Below are 17357 nucleotides of genomic sequence, written 5' to 3'. Positions count from 1 at the left end.
CCAGGGCGACGAACTCCGCAGCCGGGAAAGGAAGCCTCCGATGACGATGGAAACCCCTGATCCTGAAGTCGACGTGGGCCGCCGGAAGTGGATCGGACTCGGCGTCCTGGCCCTGGGACTGTCGTTGATCGTCGTCGACGGCACGATTGTCAACGTCTCCCTCCCGGTCATCATCGACGACCTGAACCTGGATCTGACCGACGCGCAGTGGATCAACAGCATCTATTCGGTCGTGTTCGCGGCATTGTTGCTCACGACGGGAAGGCTCGGCGACCGAGCCGGTCGCCGAATGCTGTTCATCATCGGGGTGCTCGTGTTCATCTGCGGAAGCCTGGCCGCAGCGGCGTCGGACAGTTCCACCACGTTGATCTCTGCCCGCGTCGTTCAGGGCATCGGAGGTGCCCTCGTTCTTCCCTGCACACTTTCGACGGTCAACGCCACCTTCCGCGGCAGGGACCGAGCAGTCGCGTTCGGCGTGTGGGGTGCGGTGATCTCGGGGATGGCAGCCGTCGGTCCGTTGCTGGGAGGTTGGCTGACGACCTCGTTCACCTGGCCGTGGATCTTCCTCGTGAATGTGCCGATCGGCATCCTCGTCATCATCGGAGCGGTGCTGTTCGTGCCCGAGACCCGGTCGAAGACCACGGTTCCCGGACTCGATGTCCTGGGGCCGATTCTGAGTGCGATCGGGTTCGGCGCGCTGGTGTTCGCCCTCATCGAGGGGCAGAAGATCGGCTGGTGGAAACCGATCGCCGATCTGAGGGTCTTCGGGGTGACGTGGCCGGAGACCGCGCCGATCTCGGCGACCCCGGTTGTCGCTGTGGTGGGAGTTGTCACCCTCGGGGCGTTCGTGATGTGGGAGCGACATCGTGCCGGCCTCCGGCGGTCCGCAATCCTCGACCTGACCCTGTTCCGGATCCGCACCTTCAGCTGGGGAAACACCACCGCGATGACGGTGGCGATCGGAGAATTCGGGCTCCTGCTGGTTCTACCGCTGTTCCTCGTGAACGCCTACGGACTCAGTACCCTCGGCGCCGGCTATGTGCTGGCAGTAATGGCGCTGGGCGCGTTCGCTTCCGGGGCTTCGGCGCGCTTCGTCACCGGGAAACTCGGAGCTCCCCGTACCGTCATGCTGGGTCTGACGCTGGAAGTGATCGGGGTGCTCGCCTTCGCGCTGTACCTCCGCCCGTCGGCGAGCTCCGTCCTGCTCGCGCTGCTGCTCGCGATCTACGGCATGGGCTTGGGCCTCGCGTCCGCCCAGCTCACCGGAACCGTGCTGGTCGATATCCCGACAGCGGAGTCGGGGGAGGGGTCTGCCATTCAGAGCACCTCCCGGCAGCTCGGCGCAGCCCTGGGCACGGCCATCCTCGGGACCGTGCTCTCGCTCGGCTTGGCGCACAGCCTCACCGACCGCCTCGAATCGAGTCCTCTACCGGCGCAGGTGCAGTCCGGCTTGGTCGACAGCACCCGGGACTCGGCAGGCAGCACCATTCCGATCATCCGCGATCAGGGCGACGACGGCCGTCTCGGTCCGGCCGGTCCCGAGACCGCCGAGGCCCTGTCGGAAGGTTTCGCGGACGCCACCAGGTGGTCGTTGTTCTTCGCGGCGGGATTCCTCGTCATCGGACTGGCGAGCGCCACCCAGTTACAACCGCGCAGGCAGGCTGGAGTGCCGGTACCGGACGCCGGATAGCAGTCGGCGCTTGCTCGTCACCGGATCAGGTGACGACGACGTCTGCGTACGCGGCGGCAGTGTGCCCGAGCGGGAACCGTTTGCTCGGATCCCGGTCGCCGGTCGCGCCGATCACGAGGATGAACAGCCCGCCGGCCGTCAGCGAGCGCAGAAACGGCAACAACTCTTTCTGGCCCGACGTGTTGTGCATGTAGTCCACGAGGGCGAGGAAATCCTGGCCGGCGTCGAGGCGGCCCGGGGACGCCGTGCAGAGTCTCGAGGCCCGCCGCCGCACCCAGTACGTCGGCACCGGTGGCGGCGAGCGACGTGAGAGCGGTCAACGCGTTACCCACCTGGTGCGGTCCGAGAAGGGAAAGGCGGACTCGGGCATACCCGTCGGGTGTGTGCAGAGAAAAGTCGGTTCCGTCGGCACCGCAACGTATTTCGTCGGCGTACAGATCCGCATGCGTGTCGTTCGTCGAGTGGGTCCACACCGGTATCCTCGCGGTCGCCGCCAATCGCCTCGCGTATTCGTCGTCGCGATTGACGACGGCGGCCTTTGCGCGGTCCGGGGTGAACACGGCGGCTTTGGCGGCGAAGTAGCGGTCCATCGTTCCGTGGAAGTCCAGATGATCGGGTCCGAGGTTGGTGAACGCAACGGTGCGGAACCACACGCCGTCCACGAGGCCTTGGACGATGGCGTGAGACGACACTTCCATCGGCACCGCGCCCACGTCCTGCTCCCGGAACTCGGCGAGGATGCGCTGGAGCACCGCCGCTTCGGGGGTCGTTCGCGTGGCTGGACGGGCGCCGCCGGGACCGCGCACGGTGACTCCACTGATCATGCCGGTGACGACGCCGAGCGTCCCGAGAGCGGCGTCGAGGAGGTACGTGGCCGCGAAAACTGTTTCCGGGCCCGGCGGCGTAGAGGCAGCGGAGGGCTACCGAGCGATGGACGAACGCCGCGCGATCAGGGTGCTGCTGACCGTCTGACCTCCACCGAGGCCGGTCCCGTCGTCCGCGGTAAGGGGACCGCTCGGAATGCACACCGTCGTCTCCCACAGCGTGATCGGCACTGGGACGTTTCCTTCGGGACCGACCCGGGAACCCCTGATTCGCGATGGAAGGTCCTGCTCATGAAGGCAACGGTCGAAGGTAAGGGGCCGGCGCGGGATCGACACAGTGGTCGACGTCCGTGCCGTCGGACGACGCGAGGCGGACACATCACCTCGGTGGCAGGCGGCTGGCGGCATGTGTAGGCAACCTCCCGCACGGTCGGCGTACGGTGTGCCTTTTCCAGCCGAAGAAAGGACCTGCTCATGAATGCGTCGGCGGAACCACAGGACCTCGGTCGCCAGATGGCGAAGCTGGCACGCGAGTTCTACCGTCCCAGCAGTCTCGCGGATACGTTGCGCGGTGTCACCACCGCTGCGGTCGAACTGGTGCCGGACGCCGACTGCGCCGACGTCCTCGTGGTGACCGGCAGGAGGAAGGTCGAATCGTACGCCGCTACCTCGACTTTGCCGGAAGAACTCGATGCCGTGCAGGAGAAGCTCGGCGAGGGGCCATGCCTCGATGCTGCGTACAAGAATCTCATCGTAAGGACGGATGATCTTCGGACCGAGACACGGTGGCCGCGTTTCTCCCGGGAAGCGGTCCAGGCAGGAGTGCTCAGCACTTTGTCGTTCCAGCTCTACGTCGAGAAGGACTCGATGGGTGCGCTGAATCTGTTCTCGTTCAAGCCGAATGCTTTCGACACGGACGCGGAGGCGATCACCGAGGTGCTGGCCGCACAGGCAGCAATGGCGTTGAGTGCCGCACGTGACCACCAGAACTTCTCGTCGGCACTGGCGAGCCGCGACATCATCGGTCAGGCCAAAGGCATGATCATGGAGCGGTTCGGCGTCGATTCCGTACGCGCTTTCGAACTGCTGCGCAAGCTGTCCCAGGACAGCAATATCGCGCTCGCCGAGGTCGCGTCCAGAATTGTCGAGGCGGGTCCCGCCCAACTCGGCGGCGACCCCTCCGCCTGACCGAGCTCCCGGAACCACGTGGGGCTGCGCTCGCATCGGACAAGACAGGTCCGCTCCGGGTTCCGGAGCACGCGCAGTGCTACAGGTCCCTGGGCACGAATCAGGGGTAGCGTGGAGGTCACGGGCAACTTGGCCCGGGCACTTTTTCGCCTCGTCAGCGACATCGTGGTCGATGCGGAAGAGGGCGCTCTCATGGCAGAGCCGATCGACAACAAACTGGTGGATTCGCTGGCAGCACTGGCGCGATCTCTGTCCGGGCAGCGCGACCTCGAGGGTGTACTGCGCACGGTCACCGACTCTGCCGTCGACTTGATTCCCGGCGTCGAGAGCGCAGACATCCTGCTCATCAGCGGGAAGAACACGTTCGAATCCCATGCCCCGACGTCGCTGTTGCCCGTCGAACTCGATCGTGCGCAGGAGCGGCTCGGGGAAGGACCGTGTGTCGATGCCGCGATGGGTGCCTTCACCACCCTCAGCGATGATCTCGTGTCGGAGACCCGATGGCCTCGATTCACCCCGGAAGCGCTCGACGCGGGGGTGCGCAGCATTCTGTCGTTCCAGCTGTACACCTCGGCGAGCACCGCGGGGGCGTTGAATTTGTTCGCCACGTCACCGAACGTATTCGGCGGCGAATCGATTGCGGTCGGGGAGGCGTTCGCGGCGCATGCGGCCATCGCCATCGCCGCGGGACGGGACGAACTGAAGCTGCATTCCGCAGTGCTGAACCGTGACGTCATCGGCCAGGCCAAAGGCATGATGATGGAGCGATTCGGCATCCCCGCCGACCGTGCGTTCGGCATGCTCATCAAGCTTTCGCAGGACACCGGGATTCCGCTCGTCATCCTTTCCCGGTGGATCGCCGAAGAGCGCACCGAACCTTCGTAACGCGAATTCGGTAGAATTATCTGCTTGCTGCTTGCTGCTCCCTGCGCTACACCGTGGAACTATCGAGTATGGACGGGTGGGAACGGGGCGAAGGCGCTCCGGCCGGTTTTCCGACCTCGGCGGAGATCAGCCGACGGATCGGAGTGCTGGCGCGTGAGTTCTTCGTTCCCGAGGATCTCGACAGCACGTTGTATCGGATCGCTGCGTCGGCGGCAGAACTGATCGGTGCGGCCGACGGTATCGGCATTCTCCTCTCGGTCGATCGGGAACAATTTCGATCCACCGCTGCCACCTCGCCTCTGGCCGCGCAGCTCGAGGCAATGCAGATCAAACTGGGCGAAGGCCCGTGCCTCGACGCTGCCAGGTCCGACCCCATCGTCCGGTGCGCGGACTTGCGTACCGAGACGCGATGGCCGGCGTACGCGTCGGCCGCGGTCGACGCGGGAGTCCTCAGCTGCCTCTCGGTGCGCTTGTACACCCACCGCGACGAGGTCGGGACCTTGAATCTCCATTCCCGCGTCGCGGATGCGTTCGATGCCGGGGACGAGGCCCTCGTCGATGCCCTGGCCGCACAAGCTGCCACGGCGATCACGGCTGCCCGTGTTCAGGAACAACTCACCTCGGCTCTCGCAACCAGGGATGTCATCGGCCAGGCCAAGGGCATCATCATGGAGCGCTACGGTATCGACGCGCTGCGTGCCTTCGACATGCTGCGGCGGTTGTCGCAGGACACCAACACTCCTCTTTCCGAGCTTGCGACCCGACTCGTCGACTCGGGGCCCGCCACGGCGTGACCGCGTCGCGGCGGCGTTCCACCCGGATCGTGGGCAGCACCACCTCACCCTCAGGTTTACCCGGGGACACGCCGCGGTATCTGTACTGATACCCGGGGAGGGTGTCCGGCGTTGCTACACGGCGCCGGACACAGCCGGCCGCTACGAGAAGGTGAGGGTGACAATGACGTCTCCGCAGAGATATGTGGTGTTGGTGGGCACGCCGTGCGATGCTGCCGCCCGCGCTCACTGGGACGCGGTGCAGAGTTGGGCGGACGAACACGGGTGGCTGACGACGCGAGACATTCCCGCGGCCGGAGATGTCTGGGGCGCAGTGGCCACCGAGGAGGTCCTCGACGGTATGTGTTCTCCGACGGAGGCGAAGGTGATCTACGACGTCCGCGCGGCAGGAATCCCCTGCGTCAGCGTGCATCGGGCGCCTGCGATGCTCGCGTCCCTGTTCCTGACTGCGGCCGTCCAGCCGGCCTGAGGCGACCGCCGCGCTCGACCTCGGCGGAGGGCAGGTGGGTTCCGTCTGTTCCGGACCGACGTCAGTCCTCGACGACCACACGTAGCTTTTCTAGTGTCGCGTCGGTTGCGTCGGGGAGAGTCATCCCCGCGCCCGGTCCGCTGCGCAGGTAGTCGAGAACCGCCCGATCGAGCCGCTCGCCGGGCACCACCGCGGGGATGCCCGGGGGATACGGGGTGATCTGCTCGGCTGCGATACGGCCGGCGGCCTTGTCTGCCGCGATCATTTCCGCACGGCCGAAGAATGCATCTCGCGGCGACATCACCGACTCGAGCTGGATCTCGTCGGGTCCCGGCAGGTACATTTTCGGCGGGGGATCGAACGATTCGGCTGCCTGCACCAGCAACTCGAGGGAACGGACCAGACGGTCCGTGGTGTCCTCGTCGTCGGCAATCGAGATCGTTGCGAGGATCCGGCGGTGATCGGTCAATCCCATGTCTATCCGGCAATGTTCGCGGAGCCAGTCGGCACATTGATAGCCCGAGGCGCCGAGCGCGTCGACGTCGACGAGAATCTGGAGCCGGTCCAGGTCGTGTGAGGCCTGGTCACCGAGCAAGCGGCCTTCGAGGACATCGAGTCCGTCGAGTGCGGCGATCCGGTCCCTCGTGCGACGGGCGAGGTCGAGTGCGCTCCCGAGTAATTCGGTGCCGTGCTCGACCATCTGCCGTCGCCAGCCGTCCATCGCGGCGTAGATCATCACATTGGGGCTCGTGGTCATGAGCAGATCCGCGCAGGCGGACAGGTGTGCGCCGTCGACCAGGTCTCCCTGCACGTGGTACACCGAACCCTGCTCGAAGCCCGAACCCGTCTTGTGGACGCTCACCACGCACACGTCCGCCCCGGCATCCATGGCCCACGTCGGCAAGTCGTCGTCGAAGGGCAGGTGCGCGCCCCACGCCTCGTCGACGATCAGCGGTTTGCCTCGTTCGTGGCATACCGCGGCGATGCCCTCGATGTCCGCGCATGTGCCGTACGGGCTGGGGCTGACGATCAGGGCTCCGGCGGCATCCGGGTATTCCTCCCATGTCTGCCGCACCTGTTCGGGTGAAGGCGGATGGGAGAAGTGCATATCCTCGTCCCACTGCGGGGTGATCCACCGGGGAACGACGCCGCTGAAGATCAATCCCGCAACGACCGATTTGTGGGAATCGCGCCCGAGCAACAAGCCGCCGGGATCGTTTCCCGCCACGGCCATCATCGCGGCCTTGACCGAGAGCGAACTGCCGCAGGTCGAGAAGAAGGCCTGTTCGGCGCCGACTGCTTCGGCCATGAGTTGCTCGGCCCGGGACAGGTACCCGTTGCTGGAGGTTCGGTCGTCGAGACCGCCGGAAGCGAGTACGTCGGCCCGGAACGGATCGATGCCGAGCACCTCTACGACGCGTGAATCGACCCCGCGGCCCTCGCGGTGCGCCGGCGGGGAGAATCCGTAGCGACCAAGTTCGTGGTATTGCGCCAACCCCGTCAGCAGCGGTGTCTCCGACTGGTCCATGACGTCGAGATACCCGGTTATCCCTCCGGCAATCGGCTGACGCTGTTCGGATCCGGAGGGCCCGCAGAACATATGCCGAGCGAGTGGTCGACGCGGTGGTCGGAGACTGCATGGCCTGGTAACTTCTTGGTATGACGGCGAGTTACACACAATTCGTCGATGGATCGGTTTCCGGCACCGCTCGCACCTACGGGTGCACGTGGACGGCGACTCGGTCCTGTCATCGGGGGAACTGCATATGGAGGCTCGGCAGTGAAGCATTACGAGGTGGTGATCGTGGGCGCCGGAATCTCCGGTATCGGCGCGGCGGTCCGGTTGAGCCGGCAGGGGATCGACGACTTCGTTCTTCTCGAAAAAGGAGACGCTGTCGCGGGTACGTGGCGTGACAATACCTATCCGGGATGTGCCTGCGACGTCCCCTCTGCTCTGTACTCGTACTCGTTTGCACCCAACCGGGAGTGGTCCCGCCTCTTCGCCGGGCAGGCCGAGATTCGGCATTACGTCGAGCGAGTGGCCGGGGAACACCGCATCTTTCCCCGCGTGCGTTTCGGTACCGAGATGCGTCGCGCCCAGTGGGACGAACAGACCCACCGATGGATCATCGAGACCTCCGCCGGCGTGATCACGGCCGGCGCGCTCATCGCGGCAGCAGGTCCCTGGAACGAACCCCTCGTCCCCGACGTCCCCGGACTCGACACGTTCCCGGGCGAAGTGTTCCATTCCTCGCGGTGGAACCACCGGTACGACATGACCGGAAAGCGCGTGGCGGTGGTCGGCACGGGTGCGTCCGCGGTGCAGTTCATCCCCGAGATCCAGCCGAAGGTCGAAGCCCTGCACGTGTATCAGCGCACGGCCCAGTGGGTGCTGCCCAAGCCGGACTACGCCCTGCGCGCCTTCGAGCGCACCGTACTCCGGCGTGTGCCGGGCGCGCACGACGCTCTCCGGCGCGTCGAGTACGGCATCATGGAGGCGCTCGGACTCGGCTTCCGAAACCCGTGGATCATGAAGGTGATTCAGCAACTCGGCAAGATATGGCTCCGACTTCAGGTGAGCGAACCCCGACTCCGCGAGACGCTGACGCCTCGGTACACGCTGGGTTGTAAACGACTTCTGTTCTCCAACAAGTACTACCGGTCCCTGGCCCGACCCGGCGTCGAGGTTCATCCGACGGCCGTCGCGTCCGTGCGCGGGAACGTCGTGGTCGCGGCGGACGGAAGCGAAACCGCCGTGGACGCGATCATCTTCGGCACCGGCTTCCACATTCTCGACATGCCGGTCGCGAGCCGAATCTTCGACGCGCAGGGCCGTAGCCTCGACGACCACTGGAAGGGCAGTCCGCAAGCATATCTCGGAACCACGGTCGCAGGGTTCCCGAACGCATTCGTTCTGCTCGGCCCGTCGCTCGGCACCGGCCACACCTCGGCATTCACGATTCTCGAAGCGCAACTCGGTTACGTCCTCCAGGTGCTGACCCGTGCACGGCAGGAGGGATGGACCCGCGTCGAGCCCCGCCGCGCCGCGCAGGACTCCTTCAACACGCGCGTACAGAAGGCACTCGCCGGCACGGTGTACAACGCCGGAGGCTGCCAGAGTTACTTCTTCGACGCCAACGGCCGTAACAGTTTCAACTGGCCGTGGTCGACCCGGCGGATGCTGAAGGAGCTTGCGGCATTCGACGACACCGCGTTCGACGTGGCGTCGGCTTCTCGTGCGGACGTAGTCACGGCGCCGCCGTCCTGACCAGGGGGCAGGACGGCGGCGTGCTTCGTCAGGGCACGGTGTATTCGGTGGAGCAGTCGTAGTACGTAACGTTCTGCCCGTTGTCTGCGGTGTTGGTGACACCGGTGACGGCCGTGATCCGGCCCGGTTCCGTGTTCTGGACAGGCAACTCGATGATCGTGTCACCAGCGTCGATACGCGCCGTTGCCTCGCCGACGCCGTTGAAACCCGTGTCGAGGTTTGCCCAGACCACATGCGCCCTCTGGGTGTACGGCGCTGCAGACTGCGAATGGGTGTGGAACGTGAAGATCACTTGCCCGGGTGCGGGCGAGGCCACGGTGACGTCACTGCTGTCGAATCGACCGAAGTCGTTGGGGTCGACGTAATCGATGCTGCAGAACGGTGTCTCGACGGGATCCTTCGGCGGGAACAAGTCGACGGAGTTCCACGGGACCGCGTGCGCCGCACCCACGCTCAGTGATGCGGCCGCGACGGTGACGAGCGGGGTGACGATCAGGCGGGACAGTTTCCGGTGCATATCTCTCCTCGGACGGTTCGGTGGCGCGACAGGCACGCACGAAATGGCCGGGTGGTGAGAGAATCCTGGCATCGCGATACGTTTCCGGCGCCCGAAAACCTCGAATACGTTGGCGCCGTGTGCGTTCAGCGGACGCTCCGGAACCCCAGGCCCGCTAGGACGGGGTATACACGTCTCGCTATCCCCCTTTCACGTTATACCGCATCGGGCGACCTCATGAGACCCGGGTTTTCGGCCCATACTCGCTCGCAGAGTGCTCGGGCGCGCAGCGAGAGGAGCGGGCATGAACTACGTACTGGGTCTAGATGAGGTCGGGCGGGAACAGGGGGCGCCGGCAGGAGGAAAAGGGGCGAATCTAGGAGAACTCACGAGGGTCGCAGGGACGCGTGTGCCGGACGGCTTCTGCGTCACAGCGGATGCATTCACGCGTGCCATGGACGCCGTTCCGTCATTCGGTGACCTGCTCGATCGACTGTCGCTACTCGACCCGGACGACCGCGACGGGATCCGTGTGGCGAGCGGGACGCTCCGCGACTCCATCGAAGATCACGGCGTTCCGGACGATGTCGCGGGCGCGGTCCTCGCGGCGCTCGGCGGGTTCGGTGGAGATGCCGCCTTCGCGGTCCGGTCCAGTGCCACCGCCGAGGACTTGCCCACGGCGTCTTTCGCCGGACAGCAGGATTCGTACCTCAACGTCTCGGGCCGTGACCAGATCCTTCGGTGCGTAACGCGATGCTGGGCGTCGCTGTTCACCGAGCGGGCCGTCACCTATCGTATGCGGAACGGATTCGACCACCGGCAGGTCCGTATGGCTGTGGTCGTGCAGAAGATGGTGTTCCCGGACGCGGCGGGGGTTATGTTCACCGCCGACCCGGTTACCTCCGATCGCACGGTCGTTTCCGTGGAAGCAGTCTTCGGGCTCGGTGAGGCGCTCGTGTCGGGCTCGGTGAACCCGGACGTCTACAGCGTGCGCGCAGGCGATGTCGTCACCAGGGCGGTTGCCCGGAAACGGCACGCTCTGTGGGCTGCGCCCACCGGGGGAACGCGCGTCCGGGAAGTCGAACCGGAGCGGCGGAACATCCCCGTCCTGTCCGACGCGCAGATCCTTCGTCTCGCGCGTCTGGGGCGGGACATCGAGGCTCATTTCGGCTGCCCCCAGGACATCGAATGGTGTCTGGTGGGCGACGACTTCCGCGTCGTCCAGAGTCGGCCCGTCACCACCCTGTTCCCGCTCCCCGCAGTACGGGACGGAGAAAAACACGTCTACGTGTCGGTCGGACATCAGCAGATGATGACCGACGCCATGAAGCCGTTGGGAATCTCCGTGTGGCAGTTGACGAGTCCGGCACCCATGCGTGATGCGGGAGGACGGTTGTTCGTCGATGTCACCGCTGCGCTGTCCGCACCGGCGACCCGTGCCGCCCTGGTGGAAGGCCTCGGAAGATCCGATCCACTCATCGGGGATGCCTTGCACACCGTTCTCGCCCGCGCGGATCTCGTTGGATCGGGCACCGACGAGCAGCCGGGCGGTCCCGTGCCGGACGCACCCGACCTGCTCGACGCGGACCCGGAGGTCGTCACCGAGTTGATCGCGCACGCGGAGGCCTCTCTGGACGCGTTGCAGCGCGAGATCCGTGGCAGATCCGGGACGGCGTTGCTCGATTTCATAGAATGCGACATCCAGGAGCTGAGACGGCTGTTGTTCGATCCGCGAAGTCTTCGGGTGATCACCTCCGCGACGGAATCGGCGCGGTGGCTCGACGCCCATCTCGACGAGTGGCTCGGTAAGAGGAACGTTGCCGACACGCTCGCGCAATCCGTTCCCCACAACGTCACCTCCGAGATGGGTTTGGCGCTCCTCGACGTCGCGGACGCGATCCGGCCGTACCCGGAGGTGGTGGAGTTCCTTCGGCATGTGGCGCGATCGGGTGGCGACGACGAACGTTTCCGGCGGGAACTGGGTGAGATCCCCGGCGGTCGGCAGGCCGAAGCCGCGATCGACGAGTATCTCGCCGAGTACGGGATGCGCTGTGCCGGCGAGATCGACATCACGAGGCCACGCTGGAGCGAACGGCCGACGGCTCTGGTGCCGGTGATCGTCGGCAACGTCGAGAACTTTGCTCCCGGCGCTGCGAGGCGGCGTTTCGAACACGGCCGGCGTGAGGCGGAAGAAAAGACACGCGAGTTGCTCGGACGCCTACGGACGCTGCCGGACGGGAATCGGAAAGCCGACGAGACCGAACGGATGATCGACCGTCTCCGGACTTTCTCGGGGTACCGGGAGTACCCGAAGTACGCCATGGTCAGCCGTTATTTCGTGTACAAACGAGCACTGTCCGCCGAAGCCGAGCGCCTCGTGCACGCAGGTGTACTCCGCCACCGGGACGACATCTTCTACCTGAGGTTCGAGGAACTGCGCGACATCGTGCGCACGCATCGAGAGTGCGATGCCCTTGTGCGGGAGCGGAAAGACTTGTTCCGCACGTACACGTCTCTCACGCCCCCTCGGGTCTTCACGTCCGACGGGGAGGTCATCGTGGGGGAGTACCGGCGTGAGGACGTCCCCGACGGCGCACTGACCGGCATGCCGGTCTCCGCCGGGGTGGTCGAGGGGAGAGCCCGGGTGGTCGACGACATGGCGAAGGCGGACCTCGAGCCGGGCGACATCCTGGTCACCGCGTATACCGATCCGAGTTGGACCCCATTGTTCGTCTCGATCGGCGGGTTGGTCACCGAGGTGGGCGGACTGATGACCCACGGCGCGGTGGTGGCACGGGAGTACGGCGTGCCGGCCGTGGTGGGCGTGCAGCACGCCACCGGGACGATCCGGGACGGCTCGCTCATTCGCGTGAACGGGACGGACGGCTACGTCGAGATCATGCCCGAGGCAGGCACGGGACGTGACGCACCCCCGGGTCCGTGATCAGTGCGGATAACCCCGGCGCACGGTGCGCGCGAGGATACCGAGCGACGATTTGAGAGTCGCCTCGGAGATCACCGGAAAGATGCCCGCCTCGCGCCACGTCGGGTGGATCTCGGACCAGTCGTAGTACGACGTCACGAGAGAACCGTCGTCGACGGGTTCGATCCGGTAGCCGTAGATGTGCCCGATCTGGGGTCGCACTCTTCCCAGGATGGTCCAGGAGATCTCTCGTTCCGGGACGAAGTCTCTGATCGTGACCGTGACATCGTATTCACCCATCGGAATGTCACCGAGGGCCTCCCGGTCCATGTGAACGACGAATTTATCGCCGGCCGCGGTCACCACCGGGCCCTCCGCGTCCATCAACATGCCGGAACCGTCGATGGCAACGTGCCCCTGGGGGTCGCACAGCACCGCGAAAATCGCTGCGGGATCGGACTTGACGGTCCGCTGTACTTCGATCCGATCGGTCGTCACGCCATGATGGTGCCAGAGATACGGGATCACCGCACGGGAGCGCCGGTTGCTCGCGACGGCCTGCTCCAGCATGTGCGAGGCGCAGGAGGGCGACGACCGTCCACACCGTACGAGTGCGGTACTGTCCTTTCCGGTGCGCCGGGAAGTCTGGTCGGCAAGGTGATGATCTCACTCTCGAGCCGGAGGACTGTGTGTACCGTCGTGTTGTATCTCCAACCCCGCCTGCCGGGATGCCCGGCGCGTTGACTCCCGTCGTGAATTCTCGGCCCGGCCGATGCTGCCCCGCCCGACAGTCGGCCGCGCTGTCTTCCGAGGACGTGTGATGTCGAGCATCTTCTCCGGCCTTCCGTTCCTGTCCCGTGGTTCCTGGGAGGAATCCCGGCGTGTGGCGGACATTCTGCGCAAAGAAACGGTGGGCGGCATCCTGCTGCTCGTCGGGGCGGTCGCCGCGCTCGTCTGGGCGAACACCGCGTGGTCCGACTCCTACCACGCCTTGCGCGAGACCACCGTCGGTCCGTCGGCCCTCCACATGGATTTGTCGTTGGGCACGTGGGCGGCGGACGGGCTGCTCGCGGTTTTCTTCTTCGTCGTCGGTGTGGAACTGAAGCGCGAATTCGTCGAAGGCAGTCTGCGGGATCTGCGCCGCGCCGCGATGCCTGTCACCGCCGCGCTCGGCGGCATGGTGGTCCCCGCGCTGATCTTCGTTGCGATCAACGCGCGCGGCGGTGCGGAGGCGCTCAACGGCTGGGCGGTCCCCACCGCGACCGACATCGCGTTCGCGGTGGCCATCCTCGCTGTGATCGGCGCACACCTGCCGTCGGCGCTGCGGACGTTTCTGCTCACGCTGGCCGTGGTGGACGACCTCCTGGCGGTGACGGTGATCGCCGTGTTCTATACCGACGATGTAAAGCTGCTCTTTCTCGGCGCTGCGTTGCTTCCCCTGCTGGCGTTCGGGTTCGCCCTGCAGCGCGGGGTGAACGCATGGTGGGTGCTGGTGCCCTTGGCTGCTGTCACCTGGTGGCTCGTCCACGAATCCGGGGTGCACGCCACGATTGCCGGCGTCCTGCTCGGGTTCGTGGTTCCGGTGTCACGGATGGTCGACGGTAAGAAGATTCCGGTGGCCGAGCACATCGAACACCGGATTCGCCCGCTGTCCGCCGGAGTCGCGGTACCGGTGTTCGCGTTCTTCGCCGCCGGCGTGACGGTCGGCGGCCTCACGGGGTTGGCCGATGCCCTCACCGATCCCATCTCCATCGGCGTGATTGCGGGCTTGGTCATCGGTAAGGTCGTCGGAATCTTCGGTGTCAGCTACCTGGTGGCGCGCTTCACCCGCGCGCACCTGGACGACGAACTGAGCTGGGTCGATGTGTTCGGTGTCGCGCTGCTCGGTGGTATCGGATTCACGGTGTCGTTGCTGATCGGGGATCTCGCGTACGGCGCGGGGACTCCTGCCGCCGACCACATCAAGGTCGCCGTCCTGTGCGGCTCGCTGCTCAGTGCCTTGTGCGCTTCGTCGGTGCTTGTCGTCCGCAACCGCACCTACCGGAGGATCGCCGCACTGGAGACGGTCGACGACGACGGAGACGGGATCCCCGACGTCTACCAGAAGGGTGAGCGTCATGCCTGAGATCGGGCTCGGCGCGGCGCCGGGAGGCAGAGTTCGGCCGAGCTCGGCGCGGGACACAGTCCCCGACTTCCGCACTGTCCCCGAGGTGCGCACTGTCCCCGAGGTCCGCACGCGGACACACCGTGATGCTGCATCGTGTACGAGGAGAAGATCGTGAACTGGACCGTATTTGCCGTCTTCGTCGTCGTGTGGGTGTGCGTCGGATTGCTGACGGGTCTATGGATGGCGCGCCGCGGACACGACGGTCGATGGACACTCATCGCGGTGATCCTCGGGCCGTTGTTCGTCCCCATTGCGTACGAGCGAGTCGAACGCAATCCCCGCTCCGTCGACGTGACGTCCGTCGACAGCTGGGGCGCCGACGCCGCGAAGGCGTCCGGACTCCGCGTGATGGTCGGGTACGACGCGTCCGTCGAGGCCGAGCACGCGCTGCACTCGGCGCTGCGCTTGTTCGGGAGCGGCGGCGGAGTTCTCGAGCTGGTCGCGGTCGTGTCCTACGACGACGCCAACGACCCCGACTCGACGATGGTGGACCGGGCGAAGCAGCGTCTGACCGCGGCAGCCTCCGGCGCCGGGACCGTTCCGGTGGGTTACGCGGTTCTTGCAGGTCCGCCCGGAGAGTGCCTGCGCTGGTACGCCGAGAACCACCGTGCAGACGTGCTGGTCGTCGGGAAGCGGGGCCGCGGGATGTCGACCCGGATGCTCGGCAGCGTGGCGGAGTATCTCACGGCGCACTGTCCGGTCCCTGTTCTCGTGGTGGATCCGACGGTTCCGTCGGAAGGGCAGGATTCCGCAGAACCCACTGTGGCCGTTCGGGTGAGCCCACTCGACTCGCCGAGAGAAACCGGAAACCGTTAGCGATCCCATGTTTCCCGCACGCACCGCGACGACGGTCGATCCGGCCACGGTGGTGGGCGCAGCGAACGCCGGGCGGCGTCGGACGACAGCCGGGGGAGCAGTCGTCCGCTTCAGTGAAGTCCGCGCCGCTGAGCCTCGCTCGTGAATTGTCCGAGGGCGGCGCGATCCTCTTCCTCGGCGACGGTGTCTCCTTCGGAAGCGAAGTGGCGCAGTCTGTTTCGCCAGAAATAGAGGCCTTCTACGATCTCGTCGTCCGAAAGATCGGCGGGCACCCCGAAGTTCCCCATGCGGTGATTCTCTGCAGGAAAACGGCCCAGCACAAGGGATGATCGTCGCGCGATCAGGGACCTTCGGACCTGGATATCGTGTCCTTTCTGTGGATCGTGATGATCGTCCGTCGTCACTGCGGGAGCATTGTCGTGCCTCCTGGTGGGTCCGGAGGACTGCCGGTAGGTCGCGCAGTCCGGTGTCGGCTCGTACCGTTTGAAGTATCGGATTCGATGTCCGCACGACAGGAGGCACACGATGGGAATGCTCAGCAGGGTCATCAAGGGCGGCGTGGCCGTCAAGGCAATCCAGGTGGCCAAGCGCGAAGCGTCCAAACCGGAGAACCAGCGCAAGGCGCGCGAGTTCGCTACCCGGTTACGCGACAAGCGCCGCTCGCGCTGACGTGTGACTGCGGAGGTCCGCAGAAACACTCACCCGTCCCGCCGCGTTCCGGCGACGAATAACTCTCGTACGAGTGACCACGAGGAGAGCGGGCGAGCGATGAAGGAGCTTGATACCGGATTCTTCAGCTGGACTGCCCGGCGGGTGAGCCTCGGTGGGGAACTGCAGGAGGTGCGTCGAGGCGAGCACGTGGACGTTTCCTTGCCCGCAACGACGCGCCCCAGCCATCTCGTCGTCTACCACGACGACGAAGCCGACTACGTCGCGCTCGTCGTCGGAGATGCCGCCGGAAACGAGGACGTCCCGGTCCATGCCGTCCACGAGGAACAACTCCTGCTCGAGGGTGGGCGCAGTACTGCCCCTGTCGAGATCCTCGTCGGGGTACCCGACGGCCGTGATCTGGGCGCGCAACAGAGAGAACTCGACCGTCAGTTGTGCGCAGGCGGGCCGATTCGGTCGATGCTGGAATGTTCGGGGGTGCGGTCGGTGGTCGTGAGTTGGTCCGGGCCGTCGAGGACGTCGGCGTCGCCCTCGCCGGAGTAGGGGTCCGAGTTCGTCGCGCACCCTCGGTCGGCCCGGTGGGCCGGGCGTCCGAACGGGGAGTGGGGATACCCCGAGGGGTATGCTGAGAGGAGGTGCCCGCCTGACACAAAGCGGGCCCGACGCCGGACCGGAAAGGAAACACCCATGACCCTCGCACTCTCGACCACTCTCGCGACCACCTTCGACGACGCACTCGACCGGACTCGAAAAGCATTGTCGGAGCAGGGTTTCGGTGTTCTCACCGAGATCGATATGAAGGCGACGCTCAAGGCCAAGCTCGACGAGGACATCGAAGACTACGTGATTCTCGGCGCGTGCAATCCGCCACTCGCGCATCGCGCCGTGACCACGGACAGGCAGATCGGACTTCTCCTGCCCTGCAATGTCGTGGTGCGTCGGGACCCCGAGAACGACGGCGTGATCATCATCGATGCGATGAACCCGCAGATCATGGTGCAGGTGGCCGACACCGAGGGGTTGCGTGAGGTCGCGGAGGACGCCGCCGCCAAACTCGCAGCCGCGATCGACGCACTGCAGAACGACTGATCCACGACCCTGCGTGATCCGGCGGTACTGCTTCCCTCGGGTCTCACGAGCCGCCGCGACCGTTCGCCCGCTTCCGTCG

At 65.8% G+C, this 17357-nt stretch carries 17 protein-coding genes and 1 pseudogene; 12 read left to right on the top strand and 6 right to left on the bottom strand.

The window, feature by feature from the left end:
• Positions 1-40 precede the first annotated feature (40 nt).
• Positions 41-1690, top strand: coding sequence for a DHA2 family efflux MFS transporter permease subunit (locus HF886_RS09060; RefSeq protein WP_169621917.1), 1650 nt, complete (start codon positions 41-43; stop codon positions 1688-1690).
• Positions 1691-1715: 25 nt separating this feature from the next.
• On the opposite strand, the gene HF886_RS21065 is transcribed toward HF886_RS09060, so the two are convergent.
• Positions 1716-1979 carry a cyanophycin synthetase gene (locus tag HF886_RS21065; protein WP_346765332.1) on the bottom strand — a complete coding sequence of 88 codons (264 nt, stop codon included), beginning with the start codon at positions 1977-1979 and terminating at the stop codon, positions 1716-1718.
• Positions 1980-2055: 76 nt separating this feature from the next.
• Positions 2056-2514, bottom strand: a pseudogene (locus HF886_RS21060) (Mur ligase family protein); the annotation flags it as partial.
• Positions 2515-2988: 474 nt separating this feature from the next.
• On the opposite strand from HF886_RS21060, the gene HF886_RS09050 reads away from it, so the two are divergent.
• The 4 genes from HF886_RS09050 (at position 2989) to HF886_RS09035 (ending at position 5850) form a co-directional block, all read left to right on the top strand.
• Complete coding sequence (locus tag HF886_RS09050; RefSeq protein ID WP_169652128.1) at positions 2989-3702, top strand: GAF and ANTAR domain-containing protein; 714 nt, start codon at positions 2989-2991, stop codon at positions 3700-3702.
• Between the two features lie 111 nt (positions 3703-3813).
• Positions 3814-4587, top strand: a complete 774-nt coding sequence (locus HF886_RS09045) for a GAF and ANTAR domain-containing protein (protein WP_346765331.1) — start codon at positions 3814-3816, stop codon at positions 4585-4587.
• A 68-nt stretch (positions 4588-4655) separates the two neighbouring features.
• On the top strand, positions 4656-5381 hold the full coding sequence (locus HF886_RS09040; protein WP_169652127.1) for a GAF and ANTAR domain-containing protein: 726 nt from the start codon (positions 4656-4658) through the stop codon (positions 5379-5381).
• 163 nt (positions 5382-5544) lie between these two features.
• Complete coding sequence (locus HF886_RS09035; protein WP_169621920.1) at positions 5545-5850, top strand: hypothetical protein; 306 nt, start codon at positions 5545-5547, stop codon at positions 5848-5850.
• 61 nt (positions 5851-5911) lie between these two features.
• On the opposite strand, the gene HF886_RS09030 is transcribed toward HF886_RS09035, so the two are convergent.
• On the bottom strand, positions 5912-7378 hold the full coding sequence (locus HF886_RS09030) for an ornithine decarboxylase (RefSeq protein ID WP_169652126.1): 1467 nt from the start codon (positions 7376-7378) through the stop codon (positions 5912-5914).
• A gap of 252 nt (positions 7379-7630) precedes the next feature.
• On the opposite strand from HF886_RS09030, the gene HF886_RS09025 reads away from it, so the two are divergent.
• Positions 7631-9118, top strand: a complete 1488-nt coding sequence (locus HF886_RS09025; RefSeq protein ID WP_346765330.1) for an NAD(P)/FAD-dependent oxidoreductase — start codon at positions 7631-7633, stop codon at positions 9116-9118.
• Between the two features lie 28 nt (positions 9119-9146).
• Here the strand turns inward: HF886_RS09025 and HF886_RS09020 are convergent, their stop codons facing one another.
• Complete coding sequence (locus HF886_RS09020; protein ID WP_169621934.1) at positions 9147-9635, bottom strand: hypothetical protein; 489 nt, start codon at positions 9633-9635, stop codon at positions 9147-9149.
• 283 nt (positions 9636-9918) lie between these two features.
• Between HF886_RS09020 and rph the strand changes: the two genes are divergently transcribed.
• Positions 9919-12558, top strand: coding sequence for a rifamycin-inactivating phosphotransferase (rph, locus tag HF886_RS09015; RefSeq protein WP_169652124.1), 2640 nt, complete (start codon positions 9919-9921; stop codon positions 12556-12558).
• Here rph and HF886_RS09010 read toward each other — a convergent pair whose 3' ends face one another.
• Positions 12559-13035: a polyketide cyclase gene (locus HF886_RS09010; protein WP_169621936.1), complete on the bottom strand. Its 477-nt coding sequence runs from the start codon at positions 13033-13035 to the stop codon at positions 12559-12561.
• A 322-nt stretch (positions 13036-13357) separates the two neighbouring features.
• Here HF886_RS09010 and nhaA point away from each other — a divergent pair, with 322 nt between their 5' ends.
• Together nhaA and HF886_RS09000 are read left to right on the top strand one after the other, a co-directional pair.
• Complete coding sequence (nhaA, locus tag HF886_RS09005) at positions 13358-14662, top strand: Na+/H+ antiporter NhaA (protein ID WP_169652123.1); 1305 nt, start codon at positions 13358-13360, stop codon at positions 14660-14662.
• Between the two features lie 153 nt (positions 14663-14815).
• A complete protein-coding gene (locus HF886_RS09000; RefSeq protein WP_169621938.1) occupies positions 14816-15520 on the top strand; it encodes a universal stress protein in 705 nt (234 codons plus the stop codon).
• 110 nt (positions 15521-15630) lie between these two features.
• On the opposite strand, the gene HF886_RS08995 is transcribed toward HF886_RS09000, so the two are convergent.
• Positions 15631-15924 carry a hypothetical protein gene (locus HF886_RS08995; RefSeq protein ID WP_169652122.1) on the bottom strand — a complete coding sequence of 98 codons (294 nt, stop codon included), beginning with the start codon at positions 15922-15924 and terminating at the stop codon, positions 15631-15633.
• Positions 15925-16051: 127 nt separating this feature from the next.
• On the opposite strand from HF886_RS08995, the gene HF886_RS08990 reads away from it, so the two are divergent.
• The 3 genes from HF886_RS08990 (at position 16052) to HF886_RS08980 (ending at position 17278) form a co-directional block, all read left to right on the top strand.
• Positions 16052-16189, top strand: coding sequence for a hypothetical protein (locus HF886_RS08990; protein ID WP_169652054.1), 138 nt, complete (start codon positions 16052-16054; stop codon positions 16187-16189).
• Between the two features lie 99 nt (positions 16190-16288).
• Positions 16289-16732: a hypothetical protein gene (locus HF886_RS08985; protein ID WP_169652121.1), complete on the top strand. Its 444-nt coding sequence runs from the start codon at positions 16289-16291 to the stop codon at positions 16730-16732.
• Positions 16733-16876: 144 nt separating this feature from the next.
• Positions 16877-17278: a DUF302 domain-containing protein gene (locus HF886_RS08980; RefSeq protein ID WP_169652120.1), complete on the top strand. Its 402-nt coding sequence runs from the start codon at positions 16877-16879 to the stop codon at positions 17276-17278.
• The last annotated feature ends 79 nt before the right edge of the window (positions 17279-17357 follow it).

The sequence above is a fragment of the Rhodococcus sp. 105337 genome (genome assembly GCF_012844225.1).
Taxonomy (GTDB): Bacteria; Actinomycetota; Actinomycetes; order Mycobacteriales; family Mycobacteriaceae; genus Rhodococcus.
This window is presented reverse-complemented; position numbering and strand designations above follow the sequence as displayed.

What these genes read in the sequence shown, in the direction of transcription:
- HF886_RS09030 (WP_169652126.1), bottom strand. Translation starts at nt 7,378, where the DNA reads ATGGACCAGTCGGAGACACCGCTGCTGACGGGGTTGGCGCAATACCAC.
- nhaA (WP_169652123.1), top strand. Translation starts at nt 13,358, where the DNA reads ATGTCGAGCATCTTCTCCGGCCTTCCGTTCCTGTCCCGTGGTTCCTGG.
- HF886_RS09020 (WP_169621934.1), bottom strand. Translation starts at nt 9,635, where the DNA reads ATGCACCGGAAACTGTCCCGCCTGATCGTCACCCCGCTCGTCACCGTC.
- HF886_RS09050 (WP_169652128.1), top strand. Translation starts at nt 2,989, where the DNA reads ATGAATGCGTCGGCGGAACCACAGGACCTCGGTCGCCAGATGGCGAAG.
- HF886_RS08985 (WP_169652121.1), top strand. Translation starts at nt 16,289, where the DNA reads ATGAAGGAGCTTGATACCGGATTCTTCAGCTGGACTGCCCGGCGGGTG.
- HF886_RS09040 (WP_169652127.1), top strand. Translation starts at nt 4,656, where the DNA reads ATGGACGGGTGGGAACGGGGCGAAGGCGCTCCGGCCGGTTTTCCGACC.
- rph (WP_169652124.1), top strand. Translation starts at nt 9,919, where the DNA reads ATGAACTACGTACTGGGTCTAGATGAGGTCGGGCGGGAACAGGGGGCG.
- HF886_RS09035 (WP_169621920.1), top strand. Translation starts at nt 5,545, where the DNA reads ATGACGTCTCCGCAGAGATATGTGGTGTTGGTGGGCACGCCGTGCGAT.
- HF886_RS09060 (WP_169621917.1), top strand. Translation starts at nt 41, where the DNA reads ATGACGATGGAAACCCCTGATCCTGAAGTCGACGTGGGCCGCCGGAAG.
- HF886_RS08990 (WP_169652054.1), top strand. Translation starts at nt 16,052, where the DNA reads ATGCTCAGCAGGGTCATCAAGGGCGGCGTGGCCGTCAAGGCAATCCAG.
- HF886_RS08980 (WP_169652120.1), top strand. Translation starts at nt 16,877, where the DNA reads ATGACCCTCGCACTCTCGACCACTCTCGCGACCACCTTCGACGACGCA.